The sequence below is a fragment of the Streptomyces umbrinus genome, assembly GCF_030817415.1.
Classification (GTDB): domain Bacteria; phylum Actinomycetota; class Actinomycetes; order Streptomycetales; family Streptomycetaceae; genus Streptomyces; species Streptomyces umbrinus_A.
In genome coordinates, this window is sequence record NZ_JAUSZI010000002.1 from 4,201,648 (window position 1) to 4,218,306 (window position 16,659).

Below are 16,659 nucleotides of genomic sequence, written 5' to 3' on the forward strand. Positions count from 1 at the left end.
CTCGTCCGTACCCCCTGTGGACCGAGCCGTTCACCCAGGAGGCACTAATGCGCGTAACGCAACGCACGGCAGGAACCGTATTCGTGATCGGTGGGCTGGCCGTGACGCTCACCGCGCTGGCCTACCCCGCCCTCGTCGGGGTAGAGAAGACGACGACCGACCAGGCACGGATCATCGCCAACACCCGGTACGGGCCGTTGACGGAGGCGGACCGGGACTTCGTCATCAAGGTTCGGGCGGCGGGGCTGTGGGAGCACCCGTTGGGGCTGATGGCCATGGAGCGGGGGACGACCCCGGAGATGAAGGAGGCCGGGGAGCATCTGGTCGCGGGGCACTCCGGGCTCGACGAGATGTGCCGGAACATCGCTCCCGAGCTGGGCATCACCCTGCCCAACCAGGCCAGCCCGCAACAGCAGCAGTTCGTGGCGACCGTGGACGGAAGTACCGGCAAGCAGTTCGACACGACCGCGGTGAACATCATGCGGGTGACGCACGGGCAGATCTTCCCGACCATCGCCAAGATCCGGGCCAGTACCCAGAACAGCATGATCCGGCAGCTCGCCGACCTGGCCAACGACACCGTCCTCGACCACATCACCGTGCTGGAGAAGACCGACCTCGTCAACTACGACCAGGTCAACTTCCAGCAGACCACCCCGCCGAAGCTCCCCAAGGACGAGATGACGCCGCCCGCACCGCAGCCCGGCTCGCCCGTTCTCGTACTCAACAGGCCCCCGGGGCTGGATGTGAACACGAGTTCCCCGACGCCCGCTCCCAGCCCCAGCGCCGGGTGACCCCGAGCGCCTCCGGAAGGAAGGGCTCAGGCGTCGTGCGTCGCCGGCACGTCCACCCAGCCCAGGGGGTACGGCTCCGCGTCGTCCAGCGCCGGGGCCAGAGGCTCGCCGCCCGCCTCGTTGAACGCCGTCAGCGCGTCGACCAGTGCCTCACGCTGTTTCGGGGTGAGCCGTTCGACGATCGCGGAGATCTCGGCGCGCCGGCGGGCGGTCACGTTGGCGACCGCGTGCCGCCCCTCCTCCGTGAGCTGCAGCAGGGTCTCGCGGCGGTTGGTGGGGTTGGTCCGGCGGTCGGCCAGCCCGGCGGCGATGAGCCGGTCGATCATGCGCATGGCGGTGGAGGGCGCGACCTGGAGCAGATCGGCGAGCGTGACCAGTTTGGTGGCGCCGCGCGTGGCGAGCACCATCAGCATCCGGACCTGCGGCAGCGTCACGCGCTCCTCGACCTCGGCGAGCGAGCGCGCCGAGACCGCGACGAGAAGGCGGGAGGCGGTCAGTACCGCATGGGTCACCGCGTCGACATCGTCCATGGCCCCGGCGGGGGTCTCGTGCTCCGGCATGTGTCCTTTGTATCCCGCCGAGGTGCCCGGCCACTCACCTGATCGGCACAGATTTTCCTTCTCCATGACCTGCGTACGAGCTCCATGACCTGCGTACGAGGTCGACGGCCCGGCAGCGCTCGGCCGTGCCCGGGGAGCCCGGGTCCAGGTCAACGGCCCGGCGCCGGTCCCGTACTCCTCCGGACGATCAGTTCGACCGGTACGACGCGGCCGACGGCCGGTTCGGGCGGGCCGTCCAGCTGGGACAGGAGCAGGTGCAGGGAACGGGTGCCGATCTCGGGGAAGTCGGTGCGGACCGTGGTCAGCGGAGGCAGCAGGTGCGCGGCCTCGGGGATGTCGTCGTAGCCGACGACGCTGACATCGTCGGGGACGCGGCGTCCCGCCTCATACAGGGCCCGCAGCAGGCCCAGCGCCATCTGGTCGTTGGAGGCGAAGATCGCCGTGACCTCGGGCCGGGCAGCCAGTCGGCGGCCCAGTTCGTAGCCCGAGTCGGCGCTCCAGTCACCGATGAGGGGCTCGGGGACCTCGGCCCCCGCCGCCTCCAGCGTGGCCCGCCATGCCTCCACCCTTCTGTCCGCCGACAGCCAGCCCGTGGGGCCCGCGATGTGCCAGACCGTCGTGTGGCCCAGCGCCAGCAGGTGTTCCGTGGCCTTGCGCGCGCCCGCCCGGTTGTCCGCCGTGACGAAGGACGCGTCCTTGCCCAGGTCGTTCTCCAGCACCATCAGCGGGGTGTCCAGCTGTGCCTCCGCCAGCGCCCTGCCCACCCAGCGCTGCGGGGCGATGGCTATCACACCGTCCGCGCCCTCGGCCGACAGCGTGTCCACGGCCCGTACGACGGTGGCCCGGTCCGCCGTGTCCAGAGCGATGGAACTTACCAGGTAACCGGCCTCCTGGGCCGCCGTGTTGATCGCGGTCAAGATCGAGGCGGGACCGAACCGCGCCGCGTCGAAGGAGATCACGCCCAGCATGCGCGTCCTGCCGCTCGCCAGGGAGCGTGCGCTGCGGCTCGGGCGGTAGCCGAGCGTACGCATGGCCGTCCGGACCGCCTCGCGGGTCTCGGGGCGGACGGACGGGTTGTCGTTCAGTACGCGGGAGACGGTCTGCTTGGAGACACCGGCCAGGCGCGCCACGTCGTCCATCACCGGCCGCGCCCCCGCGAAGTTGCGTCGGCTGCGACCCTTGGGAGGGCCTTGGGGCGGCGCGCCGTCACCGGCACTTCGGGTCATGACGGGTGATGTCCTTCGGGTTCGTCCCGGCGGTCGTGCCCCGCCCGGCTGGCCCACAGGATAGGCCGCCGGGAGGGAGCGGGCCCCGGCGGCCGGGCCTCGGGGGCTCAGCCCGCGCGCATCACCCACGTGCGGCCCGTCACCCACTCGACACGCCCGATCCGCGCCGCCACCGCTCCCCCGTCCCCGCTCGTCCGCGCCGCCACCGCTTCCCCGTCTCCGCTCGTCCGCGCCACCACCGCTTCCCCGTCTCCGCTCGTCTCCGCCACCACCGCTTCCCCGTCTCCGCTCGTCTCCGCTCCCCCAGTGCCGCCCGCCTCCGCCGCCACGTACACCCGGGCGTCCGCGTGCCGGGGCAGGACCCGCAGCCGCAGGCCCTCCTCGCGAAGGGCGTCCGCGGGGAGGCGGTCCAGGGCGATGTCCCAGACCCGCCCCGCGGCGAACTGGTCCGCCACGAGCGTGTCCCCCACGTACGCCCGCGCCACGTCTCCGGTCCAGTGGACGCGCAGGAGGGTGCCCGGGATCGGAAGACCGTCCGGCAGGGCGACGGCGTACTCGGCGGCCGCCGCCGTGTCGAAGTACTTGTCCGCCGGCGCGCTCGCCCGGCCCAGGACGCCCGTCACCGGCTCGGGCGCCGGTCCCGTGGCGGCCCGGATCAGCGTGGCCGACGCCTCCACGACGGTGTGGAGGCCGCCGCCCTGCACGGTGTAGCGCGTGAGCACCCCGTCCGCCGCCTCCCGAACAACGGCCCCGGTCACCCCCACCCCACTCGCCTCCGTCACCACCGGCGCCCGCTCCGGCGCAGGCAGCACCGCGAACGACGGTTCCCCGGCCAGCCGGCTGTGCACCCGCACCTCGCCCCGCCCCTGACCATCCTCCTGCCCATCTCCCTGCCCATCTCCCTGCCCTCGGCCGTCCCCCGCCTGCTCGTCGAAGACGACACCATCGGCGCAGAGCACCAGCCGCTCCGCTCCCCAGGCGACACCCCGGTAGGCGGTACGGGCCGTCGCCGCGTCCAGGACCAGGAGGCCCACCCGGTTGCCGTCCGTCGTGACGACCTCGACGAGGGCGTCGGTGCCGGGCCGCAGCCCGGTGATCAGGACGCGGCCGCCGGCCGAGGAGACCCGCCGCGTCGGCGCGTAGACCGACCTCAACGTGCTTGCGTCCAGGGCGAGTTCGGGGGCGATCCCGTCGACGGCGGCCAGCACCAGGACCGTACGACCGTCCGCGTCGACCGTGCAGACGGGCTGGGCGGTGGCCCAGTCGAGCCGCAGTCCGGCCACGTCGAGCCGTAACGGCCAGCAGAAATAGGCTCCTTGATGGACCGTCACCGGTGTGCTCGGAAACGTCAGTTCACCGGCGTCCGGGAACTCCACCGTGAACTGCGTGTCCGGATGGTCCGGCAGCGGTTCGTGCGGCTGATGGTTGTTGACGAAGAGGAACCCGGACTGCCCGTCCGCGCGGACCGCCCACCGGAGCGTCTCCCGGTCGTACTGCCCGGCCGGCCCCCGCTCGGGAAGCACGGACTCCATGGGCGCGATCAGATGACCGAAGTCGGCCAGCATCAGGTGCTGGAGCCGGAGTGCGTCGTACGAGGGCCGGTACTGGCCGTACTCCCCCAGCGGGGCCTGGAAGTCGTACGTGAGGACCGGCAGGTCGTTGGGATAGCCGGTGGCGTGGGACTCCTGAAGGGGCGTCAGCTCGCCCGGCGGATTCGTACCGCCGTGGAACATGTAGTAGCCCTGCCACACCGAGCCGCAGCCGATCTTGGTGAGGCCGAGGGCGCCCACGTCGGCCGTGTCGACGTACGGGCGGCGGTGATAGGCGACCGCCATTCCGCCGCCCAACTCGCAGGTGGCCCACGGGAATCGGTCCGTGGACGCAGGATCGCCACCGCGTACGACGGTCGGCCGCAGGTCCGCGCCGATGCCCTCGTCGTCGCGCTGGTGGGTGAAGAAGAAGTGCTTGCGGCAGGTGTCGGGCCAGCCGCCGTCCGCCTCCGTCCAGAAGGTCTCGGGGTAGCCGCCGTAGAGCGGAAGCAGTTCGTCGGGCGGGAGCTGGACCCCGCCCCACGCCGTCGACGTCCAGAGCGGAGCGCTCAGCCCGGCCTCCTGTGCCATGCGCTTCAGCGTCAGCAGATGGCCGGGCCGGTCGTAGAGCTCGTTCTCGATCTGGATCGCGACGATCGGGCCGCCGTGCGCGCGGTCGAGCCCGCGCAGCTGCCCGGCGATCGCCTCGAACCAGGTGCGTACGGGGGCCAGGTAGGCCGGATCGTCCGTGCGCGGGGTGCAGGCGCGGGCGAGCAGCCAGTCGGGGAGGCCGCCGTTGCGCACCTCCGCGTGGGACCAGGGACCGATACGAGGGATGAAGTCCAGCCCGTGGCGGCCACAGAGTTCGGCGAAACGCCGCAGGTCCCTGTCGCCGTCGAAGCGGATGCGGCCCTCGGCCTCCTCGTGGTGGATCCAGATGACGTAGCTGGCGACGGCGGTCACCCCGCCCGCCTTCATCTTCAGGAGTTCCTCCTCCCATTCCCGGGCCGGGTAACGGGTGTAGTGGAACTCGCCGGAGACCGGGAACCAGGGGCGGCCCCCGCGGGTGAGGTAGCGGCTGGTGACCTCGATCGGGTCGGGGACGCCGGTGGCGTCGGTGAAGGGGAGATGGCCTGCTAACGGGGGTGCGGCGGGCGCGGGAACGCGCAAGTGGTGGGGCATCAGGGCTTCACCGGGCCGAGGTCGGGCGTGTCGGTGAGCAGCGCGCGCGGGCCGGTCGTGGCCTGGAGCTCCAGCAGGACCAGTTCGTTGGTGCCGCGGCGCAGTACGGGTGCCGGGACGTACAGCGTGCGCTGCGGGCCGCGGTTCCAGTAGCGGCCGAGGTGGAAGCCGTTGACCCAGGCCTGGCCCTTGGTCCAGCCGGGCAGGGAGAGGAACGTGTCGGCGGGTGCGTGGACCTCGAAGGTGCCGTGGTGGAAGGCGGGACCGGCGTCCGAGGGCGCTTCGGACGCCGGGGCGAAGGGCACCGCGCCCAGGTTGTCCAGGGACAGCGGATGGCAGTCCCAACCCTGCAGGGCCGTGCCCTTGAAGGTGACCGGGCCGAGCAGCCCCTTCGGCGCACCGATGCGCGGGCCGTAGTTGACGCCGCCCATGTTCTCCACGAGCACGTCGAGCGAGGCGCCGGCCCGCGGAACGCGCACGGGCAGGGCCTCCTCGTGGCGTTCACGTTCGAGTACGCCGACGGGGGCGCCGTCCACGAAGACCTGGGCGCGGTCGCCGACGCCGCCCGAGAAGTGCAGGAGTCCGTCACCGTGGACCGGGACCGTGGTGCGGTAGAGGACGTAACCCGACCGCAGGCCCAGCTCCTCCGCGGTCACCGGGTCCGCGTCGACACGTACGGGCTTGGCCAGGGCGGTCGCGTGCGGGAGCAGCGCGGCCCGGCGGTCCAACTCCACTGTGGTGAGCGGGAGTTTGCGGGAAGGTGCCGGGACCGGCTCGTCGGGGACGGGGGCGTGGCGGGCGATCACCTCGCGGAAGGCGTGGTATTTGGGGCCGGGGTCGCCGGACTCGGTGAGGGCGGCGTCGTAGTCGTACGAGGTCACGATCGGCTCGTACGCGTGGTCGTGGTTCGCGCCGTTGGTGAAGGCGAAGTTGGTGCCGCCGTGGAACATGTAGATGTTCACGGACGCGCCCGCCGTGAGCAGCCGGTCGAGATCGGCGGCGGCGTCATCGGCATCCCTCACATGGTGCGGCTCGCCCCAGTGGTCGAACCAGCCGATCCAGAACTCCGCGCACATCAGGGGCCCTTCGGGCTGGTGTGCGCGCAGCTGCTGCAGGGAGGACTCGACTCTGCTGCCGAAGGTGCCGGTGCTGAGGACACCGGGCAGGCTGCCGGCCGCCAGGTGCTCGGGGTTGGCCTGGTCGCAGGTGAAGAGGAGTTCGTCGATGCCGCGCGAGCGCAGGGACTGGGCGAGGTGTTCGAGATACGCGGTGTCGTCGCCGTACGCCCCGTACTCGTTCTCCACCTGTACGGCGATCACCGGGCCGCCGTTCGCGGCCAGTTGGGGCACGATCGGGGGCAGCAGCAGGTCGAGGTAGCGGTCGAGCGCGTCCGTGAAGCGGGGGTCGCTGGAGCGCAGCCGGATGTCGGGGTCGGTGGTCAGCCACGAGGGCAGGCCGCCGCCGTCCCACTCGGCGCAGATGTACGGGCCGGGGCGCAGCAGGACGTGCAGTCCCTCGGAGCGGGCGAGGCGCAGAAAGCGCGGCAGGTCGAGGAAGCCGTCGAGGACGAGGGTGCCGGGCTCCGGCTGGTGGAGGTTCCACGGTACGTACGTCTCCACCGTGTTGAGCCCCATCAGACGGGCCTTGCGGAGCCGGTCGGTCCACTGGTCGGGGTGGATGCGGAAGTAGTGCATCGCGCCGGAGATGATGCGGAACGGCTCGCCGTGGAGGAGGAAACCGTCGGACGACGTCGTCAGAGCGGACATGCGGGAACTTCCTTTCGGTTCAACGGAGTTCGGGGCGGGACCGGCCGAGCCGGGCGGGGAGTCCTCGTCAGCCGACGTCGGCGTCGACAGGCCGCGTCGCACGGATCAGCCACACCGTCGCCGTCAGGCACAGTGCCGAGACCGCGCACAGCAGGAGGGGCACCGCACGGACGCCGGACCACTCGATGGCCTTGCCGAGTGCGGGTCCGGCCGCGACTCCGCCGACCATGGACGCGGCGATGACCACCGCTCCGGCCCTACGGGCCTTCGGGGCGGCCCTGTTGAGCCAGGGCAGCCCGGTGGGGAAGATCGGCGCGATGAACAGCCCGACACCGGCGTACGCGTAGGGGGCGAGCCCCGGTACGGCGGCCAGCAGCAGGCAGACCGTCATCCCCGCGCACGAGACCGTGATGATGGTCTGAGCCGAGTACCGGAGCGCGACCGGTGCCACGAGGAAACGGCCGACGGTCATCATCAGCCAGTACACGGAGGTTGCGGTGGCGGCGGCCCCGGCGCCGTAACCGACGGTCTCCAGATGGGTGGGCTCCCAGCCGCCGACGCCCGCCTCGATGCCCACGTGCAGGACGTAGAGGGTGACGAAGACGGCGAGTACGGACCCGAGGCTGCGGCCGAGCACCCGCCGTCCGCCCCGCTCCCCCGCCGGTTCGCCGGTGGCGGGATGCGGCACATGGTCGCGTACGCCCCTGAGGCAGAGCAGCAGCGGCAGGTTGGCGGCGGCGAAGACGAGGAAGACCGCCGGATAGTGCTCGGAGCCGATCAGGCCGATCACGGCCGGGCCGAGGATCGCGCCGATACCGAAGTGTGCGTTGAGGATGTTGAGCATGGCGGTCGAGCGATGGCCGAAGCCGACGGCGAACAACTGGTTGAGCCCGTAGTCGATGCCGCCGAAACCCAGCCCCGCGAGCAGGGCCGCGGCCAGGGCGAGCGGCCAGTTCGGCGCCAGCGCGAAGCCGGCCGCGCCGACGCCCATCAGCAGATACGAGGCGCCGAGGATCTGCCGGTTGCCGAGCCGCCCGTACAGCCGGTCGAAGAGGAGGACCCCCGCGACCCCGCCGACGAAGTGGGCGCTCAGCCCCAGTCCGGCGGCCGAGGGCGAAAGCCCGAACTCCTCGCGGAAGGCGGGGATCGCGGGACCGTACAGCGCCTGGAGCGCACCGATGAGGACGAAGCCGACACAGGAGGCGACGACCTCCGCCCGGCTGAACACGGGCTTGTCCGGGGCCACTTGGGCATGCTTCGGGACGCTCGCGACCGGTTGCGCGGTCGTCTGACCTGTCACGTGGTCACTCACGCGGGACTCCAGTGGACGGCCCACGCTCCCGTGGGCGACGAGCCGGCCCGGACGCCGGCGGCAGCGCTACGAGAACCATGATGTTACCGGTAACTCAAGCCGTCAAGATCTCTGCGGCAAGGCAGTGCGGGTGAGGTCGCGACCAGGCCGGGAGTCCGGCCGGGGACTCCCCGAGCCGGTCAGGACAGCGAGGCGCGCAGGGCGGCGTGGAGGCCGGCCGGGTCCGTCCAGTGCCGGGTCCTGGTCGGCGGCACCCGCCAGTGCAGGCCAGGAGCGTACGTACGGTGGCGCGGTGGGATGGCCACATGGGAGCCGGGGCCGAGGATCTGGGCCGGAGGGAGGTCCCAGTCGGCGGCCTCGCCGGGCGGGACGAGCCAGTAGAGGATGCCGCTGCCGCCGTAGCCGTCCTCGATGACGGCTCCCGTGCGCGGCCCGAGGTGTTCGAGGATGCTCAGGCCTGTGGCCAGCGGAACCCGCACCGCGTCCCACCACTCGCCGGCCGGCAGGGTCCGCACGTCCGGTCCGAGGGGACGCAGCCACCTGGGGACATCGCTGCTGGGCATGGTCCGGAACTCACCGCCTCTCGCACGGGAGCACGACCCTAGGGCGGACCCGGTTCACCAACTTGCCAGTACGCGTAGGGAACTTGTCGACATGCGCAGCACGTCCCACGCGCTCTCGTTCGCGAACCCTACGGCCGCGTAACGTCACTCGCCGTATTGGTGTTCGAGCAGTTCGCGTTTCAGATACTGGGAGGCTCCCATGTCAGAGCAGGGCTCCATCGTCATCGACCCGTCCGGTCGCGACATCCACGGCGAGGCGACACGGATACGGGAGCGCGGTCCGGTGACCCGAGTCGAGCTCCCCGACGGTGTGGAGGCCTGGGCGGTCAGCAGTACGGACCTGCTGAAGAAGCTGCTCACCGACCCACGGGTCTCGAAGGACCCGCGTCAGCACTGGCCGCTGTGGATCAACGGGGAGATCTCCCCGGAGTGGCCGCTGTTCACCTGGGTCGCCGTGCAGAACATGTTCACGGCGTACGGCGGAGAGCACAAACGCCTGCGGACCCTGGTGGCGAAGGCGTTCACCGCCCGCCGGACGGCCGCGCTCCAGCCGCGTGTCGAGGAGATCACCAAGTCCCTGCTCGACCGTATCGACGAGGCCGGGCGGCGGAGCGAGGTCGTCGATCTGCGCGAGGAGCTCTGCTATCCGCTGCCGATCCAGGTGATCAGCGAGCTGTTCGGACTGCCCGAGGAGAAGGGCGCGGAGCTGCGGGCCGTCGTGGACGGCATCTTCAACACCGCCGCCACGCCGGAGGAGGTCACGGACATCTATACGAGGCTGTACGCGGCCCTCGGCGAACTCGTCGCGGCCAAGCGGGAGTCGCCCGGCGACGACCTCACCTCCGCGCTCATCGCCGCGCGTGACGACGAGGGTGACACGCGGCTGAGCGAGCAGGAGCTGCTCGACACGCTGGTGTTGATGATCAGCGCGGGGCATGAGACGACGGTCAATCTCATCGACAACGCGATTCACGCTCTGCTGACCCATCCCGACCAGCTGGCGCACGTCCGGGCGGGGCGTGCCACGTGGGACGACGTGATCGAGGAGACCCTGCGGGTGCAGGCGCCGGTGGCCAGCCTGCCGTTGCGGTACGCCGTGGAGGACCTGGCGGTCGGTGAACTGGGCGGGCCCGAAGGTGTGGTGATCGCCAAGGGTGAGGCGATCCTCGCGGCGTACGCCGCCGCCGGGCGTAACCCCGTCGACCACGGGGTGGACGCCGACCGGTTCGACGTCACGCGCCTCGGCAAGGAGCACCTGGCCTTCGGCCATGGCGTCCACTTCTGCCTCGGCGCGCCGCTGGGCCGCATGGAGGCCCGCATCGCGCTCCCTGCCCTCTTCGAGCGCTACCCCGACCTCGAACTGGCCGTTCCTGACCAGGACTTGGCTCCGGTGGCCTCCTTCATCTCCAACGGTCACCGCTCCCTGCCGGTACGGCTGAACCCGGCCGGGTGACGGGTTCGGCCGGGGGCCACGCTGCGGGCCGGTGGGGGCCGGTCGCGCAGTTCCCCGCGCCCCTAAAAGCCCGTGGCCTGGGCCGGTTCATCACGTGCGGGTCCGTCGTGGTTGCTCGCGCCGTTCCCCGCGCCCCTAAAGACACCGGTGCCTGGGCCGGTTCGCCACGTGCCGGTCCGTCGTCGTTGCTCGCGCCGTTCCCCGCGCCCCTGAAGGGGCGCCCCCGCCGGTCCTCGCGACCCTAAAGGGGCGGCCCCCTCCATTGCCCGCGCCCTGGCGGGGCCCCGGTGGTCCCACGGGGCGGAGGGGACGTGGCGGGATGTGTGGCCGCAGCTTACGAGGAGACGGGGAGGCGGACACCTGGCAAGCGGGGGTTGCGGCCTCCGCTGCGGGCGGACATTCCGGCGCGGCCCCGCACCCGGACGACGGACGTCAGCCCCCACCCACCCCAGGGGCGCGGGGAACTGCGCGATCAGCCCCCACGCACCCGTGGACGAACACGAACCAGCCCCCCTACTCCCCCCGCCACCACGCCCGCAGCCGCGCCCACGCGCCCTCCGGGCGGACTGGCGGGGGCGCCGGCGCCTCCGGCTGCCCGGCGAACGCGGGCAGTGCGGGCCGCCCACCCTCCCGACCAGCCACCGTCTCCCCACTGACCGGCGCCACAGGAAACCGCACAGGCAACGAAGCCAACGCCCGGTGGAACGGCCCCGGCCGCCACTCCAGCTCCCCCACCGGCACCGCGAGCTCCACATCAGGCAACCGGTCGAGCAGCTTCTCGACCGCCACCGCCGCGATCAACCGGGCAGGGCTCTGCGCGGGGCAGTTGTGCGGCCCGGCGCTCCACGCCAGGTGGGCGCGATTCCCCGCACGCTGATCATTCGTCAGCGCCGGATCCGTGTTCGCGGCCGCGAGACTGATGACGACCGGATCACCGGCCCGCAGCAGCGTCCCCTCGTACACGACGTCCCGAACCGGATAGTGCACCGCGTAGTTGGCCATCGGCGGATCGGTCCACAGGACCTCGTCGAGAGCATCCTCCACCGGCAGGCTCCCACCGCCGAGGCTGCCCGCGAACCGGTCGTCGGAGAGCAGCAGCCGCAGACCGTTGGAGATCAGGTTCTGCTGGGGCTCGGTGCCCGCGCCCATGAGGACGACGAGCTCGTGGATCATCTCCTCGTCGGTGAGGGCGGCCGGGTGGGCCATCATCCAGGACGTCATGTCCTGCCCCGGCCGGGCCCGCTTGAGCGCGATGAGGTCGAGCAGGGTCACGGTGAGCAGCTCGTTGGCCTTCTCCGCGTCCACGCCGTCGAAGATCCCGGACATGCCCTCGACCAGCCGCTCACCGAGGTCGGGCGGGCACCCGAAGAGCCGGTTGAAGACGAGCAGCGGCAAGACCTGGGCGTACTCACCGAGCAGGTCCGCCTCGCCGCGCGGCGCGATCAGGTCGATCAGCGTGTCGGCGCTGCGCTCGACGTATCCGCGCAGGGTGTTGGGCTCGACGCGGGCCAGGCTGTCGGTGATGGCGCCGCGGAGCCTGCGGTGCTCCTCGCCGTCGGTGAACAGCGCGTTCGGCCGGTACATCATCATCGGCACGACCGGGCTGTCCGGCGCGACCGTGCCGTCGGCCAGGTCGCGCCAGCGGCGCGGGTCCTTGGAGAAGGTCTCCGGGCTGCGCAGGACGTGCAGCGCGGCCTCGTACCCGGTGACGAGGGTGGCGCGCACGCCGGGCGCGAGTTCGACGGGCGCGGTGTTGCCGTGCGCCCGCAGCTTCCCGTAGAGGGCACCAGGGTCGGCGGCGAACTCGGGGCCGTACATGGGGTGGTGGAAGGGGCAGCCCTCAGGTGGCGCGGAGACGGGGCCGGGGGCTTCGGGGGAGGTCACGCGTGCTCCAGTTCACTGTCGCCGGCGCTGCCGACAGTACCGGCACTGTCGTCGGCGCTGCCGGCATTGCGGGTGAGGAGGTACTCGACGAGGGCGATCAGCGCGTGCGTGGAGGAGATCCGGTCGCGGGCGTCGCACCGTACGAGGGGTGTTTCGGGGAGCAGGTCGAGGGCCTCGCGGACCTCTTCCAGGTCGTGCTCGGCGGAGGCGTCGTCGAAGTCGTTGAGGGCGACGGCGTACGGCAGGCCCAGTTCCTCCAGGACGCCCATGACGTCGAAGGACTGGCCGAGGCGGCGCGTGTCGGCGAGGACGAGCGCGCCGAGCGCGCCGCGGGTCATGTCCTGCCACAGCTCGGTGAAGCGCTGCTGGCCGGGGGTGCCGAAGAGGTACAGCACGAGGGAGTCGTTGAGGGTGAGGCGGCCGAAGTCGAGGGCGACGGTGGTGGTCGTCTTGTCCTTCGTGCCCGCGAGGTCGTCGACGAGCGCGCCGGCCTGGGTCATGACCTCCTCCGTGCGCAGCGGCCGGATCTCGGACAGCGCGCCGACGAAGGTGGTCTTGCCGACCGCGAAGTGCCCCACGATCAGGACCTTGACGGCGGTCTGCACACCGCTCGGCAGGTAGACGCCCCCGGCGGGGCTGTCTTCAGAGGCGGGCGCGGAGCCCATCGAGGACCTCCTGGAGGATGCGGGCCTCGGACGGCCGGGCGGACGGGATGGGGGCGCGGGTGACGACGTGGCCGCTGTCCATGAGGTCGGCGATCAGCACCTTGGTGACGCTGACCGGCAGCGCCAGATGTCCGGCCACCTCGGCGACGGACAGCGCGCCGGGCCGGCACAGCTCCATCAACGCCCGCTTCTCCGGGCTCAGTCCGGTCAGCGGCAGATCGTCGGCGGCGATCAGCAGCGTGACCAGGTCCAGGGTGTTGCGGGTCGGGTGGGAGCGGCCGTCGGTGACGACGTACGGCCGCACCAGCTTCCCTCCGGGACGCCTGGGCGGTGTCATGCCGGGCTGCCGGCGTCCCGCCGCGCCGGGCTGGTCAGTTCCTTGCCGAGCCGGTCGACGAGCTTGTGCATGCGGTACGTGACGGCCTCCATGTCCACGTGCTCGGTGGTGGACACCGCGAGGTAGGCGCCCTCGCCGGCGGCCACGAGGAAGACGTAGCCGTGCGCGAACTCGATCAGGGTCTGCCGCCAGGGGGTGTGCGGGCTGCCGCAGAACTCGGCGGTGCTGCGGCTGATCGACTGGACGCCGGAGAGCCCCGCGGCGAGCCGTTCGGCGTCGTCCCTGCCGATGTCCGCGGAGTGGGCGCGGAGCATGCCGTCGGCCGAGAGCAGGATCGCGTGCCGCGCCTCGGGGACCTTCAGGACCTCATCGAGCATCCAGCCCAACTCGTTGTTCGTGGTGGGCTCGATCATCCTTGGATGTTCCCTTCGTCTTCGTGGGGGGTGGTGTCCTGGGCGGCACGGCCGTGGAGCGTGCCGCGGGCGAACGCACCCATGCGGCGGGCGGTCTCCTCGGCCGAGCGGTCGCCGGGATCGTCGAGGGGCGCGGGCGGCTCCTGCGTTCCGGCGGCGGGCTCCGCCTGCGCCTGGGCCCGCCGGCGACGCTTGGGCAGTCCACCGGCCGTGGTCGCCGTGGCGGCCGCGGACGCCGTCTCCGCGGGCAACGGCAGCCCGGCGGACCGGCCGGCCACCGGCTCGTCGGCGGAGGCGGAGGCGGAAGGAGACACGGAAGCGGAGCCGGAGGACGGCGCGAGCGCCGCTTCGGACGTTTCGGCGGACACGGGCGTACGACCGGGCTCGGTGGTACGGGCGGACTCGGTGGTACGGGCGGACTCGGTCGTACGGGCCGACGCGGCCGGCGTACGGGAGGAGGCGGCGCGGGCGGGCGGTGCGGCGGTCACGGGCGGCAGCTCCTCCGCGATGTCCCGGTGCGTGAGCAGGGCGGACGGCAGGAACACGACGGCACGGACGCCTCCGTACGGGGAGCGGGTGTCGGCGGAGACGCTGAACCCGTAACGCGCGGCGAGCACGCCGATGACGGCGAACCCGAACTGGGGCGGGTCGTCGAGCCGGGTGACGTCCACCGCGTGCCGTCCGGACAGCAGGGCGGCGGCCCGCTCGGTCGCGTGGGCGTCCATGCCGACCCCCGCGTCGTCGATGATCACGCAGGCGCCGTTGTGCACGGACTGGACGTTGACCTCGACCTTGGTGTTGGGCTGCGAGTGGCGGGCCGCGTTGTCGAGCAGCTCGGCGATGGTGAGTACGACGGGCTCGACGGCCCGGCTCTCGACGGCGATGTCGGCCTGGCCGTGGATCTGTACACGCCGGTAGTCGCGGATGCGGGAGGTGGCACCGCGGACGACCTCGATCAGCGCGGAAGTGGAGCGCTGGCGGCCCGGCCAGGATCCGCACAGTACGGCGATGGCCTGGGCGCGGCGGCCGAACTGGGCGTTGGCGTGGTCGATTTCGAGCAGGTCGCGCAGGACGTCGGGGCGGTCGTGGCGGTCCTGCATGTCGGAGATGGCGACCTGCTGCTCGTTGGCCAGCGCCTGGATCGAGCGCATCGACGACTTCAGGGCGGCCTTCGCGGACTGGTCGGCGCGGGCCTGGGCGTGCTCCACGGCGGTGGCGAACCGCTCCAGGACGTGGTCGAGGGACTTCGCGAAGCCGCTGCCGGAGAGTCTGGCGTCGAGCAGGCCCACGCCGGCGAGCGGCTGCTGGGGGCCGTGGTCCTCAAGCGCGGGGAGGCGTACGGCGACCAGGTGCCGTACCTCGTCCTCCCGGGTGCGCACGTCCTCGGCCAGCTCGGTGGTGCGTCGGCGCAGCCGCGCGGTGATTCCGCGCTGGCGCACCAGCAGCACGGTGACGGCGAGCAGGCCGACGGCCACGCACCAGAACACCGCCTCCGGTATCTGTTCCTTCATGAAGTCCTCGAAGTTCTCAAAGGCGGAGAGGTTGGTGATTGAGGGGTGGGTGTGGCGAGCGGGGTGAGTGTGGTGGGTGTAGGGGATGAGGGGCGTGGGGAGGTGGGGGACGCGGCGCCCGACGGTAGTCGCGAGCGGGCGCGCGCACTTTCCCGCGCGCGCAAGGAAGTTGCCGTGAGGCGCACCGTCGCACGCGGGGCGCACGGATGGCTTCGCACGCCACTGAGTACGTGCGGGTGCCGTCTGCCATTCACATGTTCCGCTCGGACCGCACAAACGGAATGTGTGCACTACGCTTACGAGTCGTAACTGCCGTGGCCAGAAGGCCAGTTGATCAGGCACGTCGGCTACGGCCGGGCACACTCTGGGCGGAGGAAGTGCATTGCCCGCGGGAACCTACATCGTGGAGTCGCAGACGACCGGTGAGATGGATCCGCGTGAGCGGACCGACTTCTGGAGCGAGCATGTCGGGTCCTACCAGACCCGGATGGACTTCAGATACGCGAGTCCCGAGACATTCCGCGGCGAGATGGTCCGGCAGGGCACCGACACGTACCAGATCGTCGACTGGAGTTGCGACAAGATCGAGTACGTCCGTACGCCGCGGCTCGTGCGGCAGGAGCCCGATCCCGACTACCGGTTTCTGCTCCCGCTCTCCGGGGAGCTGGTGCTGCGGCAGGACGACCAGGAGGCGCGGCTCACGCCCGGTGCGGGGAGTCTGATGACGCTGGGGGCGCCGTTCCAGTTGCTCCACGACGCGTCGTTGCGGGGGATCATCTTCTCCATACCGGCCCGTGAGATCGACGGGCCGCTGAACCGGAAGTCGCCGTTGGCGACCGGTATCGATCTGACGACCGGGCTGGGGCGGGTCGTCGGCGCCATGATCGAGAGCCTGTCGGCGGAGCGGGACAGTCTGACGACGACCGAGTTCAACGCCGTGTCCGACCGGATCGTCGAGCTGCTGTGCATGATCACTGTCGGGGACGACCGGCCCGACTCGTCCGGGCATCTGACGGAGGTCGAGGCGGTGGTACGCCGTCATGTGCGGGAGCACGCGGCGGATCCCGGGCTCACCGGGACGTCGATGGCGCGGGCGCTCGGGTGGTCGTTGCGGCAGATTCAGCTGGCGTTGCAGCGGGTGGGGACCACGCCGCGGGAGTTGATCCGTGAGGAGCGGTTGCGGCTTGTGCGGGATCGGCTTCAGTGCGGGGAGTGTGAGCACATGACGATCACGGATCTGGCGTATGCGTCGGGGTTCTCGTCGGCGAGTGCGCTGAGCACGGCGTTCAAGCAACGGTTCGGGGTCAGTCCTCGGGAGATGCGGCACGGGGTGCGGTGAGGGTTGTTTGTTTGCCTGCGGGTGGGTGGGGGCTGGTCGCGCCGTTCCCCGCGCCCCTAAAAGATTGCGCAGTTCCCCGCGCCCCTGGGTGGTTGGGGGTTTCGGCTCGTCTGTCAGGTGCGGGG

General features: G+C 71.6%; 14 protein-coding genes. 3 read left to right on the plus strand and 11 right to left on the minus strand.

Features of this window, described 5'->3' with window-relative positions:
* Positions 1 to 47 precede the first annotated feature (47 nt).
* Complete coding sequence (locus tag QF035_RS18305; protein WP_307521433.1) at positions 48 to 794, plus strand: DUF4142 domain-containing protein; 747 nt, start codon at positions 48 to 50, stop codon at positions 792 to 794.
* A gap of 26 nt (positions 795 to 820) precedes the next feature.
* Here the strand turns inward: QF035_RS18305 and QF035_RS18310 are convergent, their stop codons facing one another.
* From QF035_RS18310 to QF035_RS18335, 6 genes are all read right to left on the minus strand, one after another.
* Positions 821 to 1,354 carry a MarR family winged helix-turn-helix transcriptional regulator gene (locus tag QF035_RS18310; RefSeq protein WP_307521434.1) on the minus strand — a complete coding sequence of 178 codons (534 nt, stop codon included), beginning with the start codon at positions 1,352 to 1,354 and terminating at the stop codon, positions 821 to 823.
* Between the two features lie 149 nt (positions 1,355 to 1,503).
* Positions 1,504 to 2,580 (minus strand): LacI family DNA-binding transcriptional regulator, encoded by a 1,077-nt coding sequence (locus tag QF035_RS18315; RefSeq protein WP_307521435.1) that lies wholly within the window; start codon positions 2,578 to 2,580, stop codon positions 1,504 to 1,506.
* Positions 2,581 to 2,687: 107 nt separating this feature from the next.
* Positions 2,688 to 5,291, minus strand: coding sequence for a beta-galactosidase (locus tag QF035_RS18320; protein WP_307521437.1), 2,604 nt, complete (start codon positions 5,289 to 5,291; stop codon positions 2,688 to 2,690).
* Positions 5,291 to 7,057 carry a glycoside hydrolase family 35 protein gene (locus QF035_RS18325; RefSeq protein ID WP_307521438.1) on the minus strand — a complete coding sequence of 589 codons (1,767 nt, stop codon included), beginning with the start codon at positions 7,055 to 7,057 and terminating at the stop codon, positions 5,291 to 5,293. Before QF035_RS18325 ends, QF035_RS18320 begins: the two co-directional genes overlap by 1 nt.
* A gap of 67 nt (positions 7,058 to 7,124) precedes the next feature.
* A complete protein-coding gene (locus QF035_RS18330; protein WP_307531210.1) occupies positions 7,125 to 8,285 on the minus strand; it encodes an MFS transporter in 1,161 nt (386 codons plus the stop codon).
* 263 nt (positions 8,286 to 8,548) lie between these two features.
* Positions 8,549 to 8,932 (minus strand): hypothetical protein, encoded by a 384-nt coding sequence (locus QF035_RS18335; protein ID WP_307521439.1) that lies wholly within the window; start codon positions 8,930 to 8,932, stop codon positions 8,549 to 8,551.
* A gap of 199 nt (positions 8,933 to 9,131) precedes the next feature.
* Here QF035_RS18335 and QF035_RS18340 point away from each other — a divergent pair, with 199 nt between their 5' ends.
* Complete coding sequence (locus QF035_RS18340; protein ID WP_307521440.1) at positions 9,132 to 10,385, plus strand: cytochrome P450 family protein; 1,254 nt, start codon at positions 9,132 to 9,134, stop codon at positions 10,383 to 10,385.
* 513 nt (positions 10,386 to 10,898) lie between these two features.
* On the opposite strand, the gene QF035_RS18345 is transcribed toward QF035_RS18340, so the two are convergent.
* The 5 genes from QF035_RS18345 to QF035_RS18365 all read right to left on the minus strand — a co-directional run bounded on the left by QF035_RS18345 (position 10,899) and on the right by QF035_RS18365 (position 15,195).
* Positions 10,899 to 12,203, minus strand: a complete 1,305-nt coding sequence (locus QF035_RS18345) for a cytochrome P450 (RefSeq protein ID WP_307531212.1) — start codon at positions 12,201 to 12,203, stop codon at positions 10,899 to 10,901.
* Positions 12,204 to 12,265: 62 nt separating this feature from the next.
* Positions 12,266 to 12,934, minus strand: a complete 669-nt coding sequence (locus QF035_RS18350; RefSeq protein WP_307521441.1) for a GTP-binding protein — start codon at positions 12,932 to 12,934, stop codon at positions 12,266 to 12,268.
* Complete coding sequence (locus QF035_RS18355) at positions 12,912 to 13,271, minus strand: DUF742 domain-containing protein (protein WP_307521442.1); 360 nt, start codon at positions 13,269 to 13,271, stop codon at positions 12,912 to 12,914. The genes QF035_RS18350 and QF035_RS18355 overlap by 23 nt, the downstream gene beginning before the upstream one ends.
* A complete protein-coding gene (locus QF035_RS18360; RefSeq protein ID WP_055616679.1) occupies positions 13,268 to 13,684 on the minus strand; it encodes a roadblock/LC7 domain-containing protein in 417 nt (138 codons plus the stop codon). Before QF035_RS18360 ends, QF035_RS18355 begins: the two co-directional genes overlap by 4 nt.
* On the minus strand, positions 13,681 to 15,195 hold the full coding sequence (locus QF035_RS18365) for an ATP-binding protein (RefSeq protein ID WP_307521443.1): 1,515 nt from the start codon (positions 15,193 to 15,195) through the stop codon (positions 13,681 to 13,683). The genes QF035_RS18360 and QF035_RS18365 overlap by 4 nt, the downstream gene beginning before the upstream one ends.
* A gap of 382 nt (positions 15,196 to 15,577) precedes the next feature.
* Here QF035_RS18365 and QF035_RS18370 point away from each other — a divergent pair, with 382 nt between their 5' ends.
* Positions 15,578 to 16,534, plus strand: a complete 957-nt coding sequence (locus QF035_RS18370) for an AraC family transcriptional regulator (protein ID WP_307521444.1) — start codon at positions 15,578 to 15,580, stop codon at positions 16,532 to 16,534.
* Positions 16,535 to 16,659: the final 125 nt, after the last annotated feature.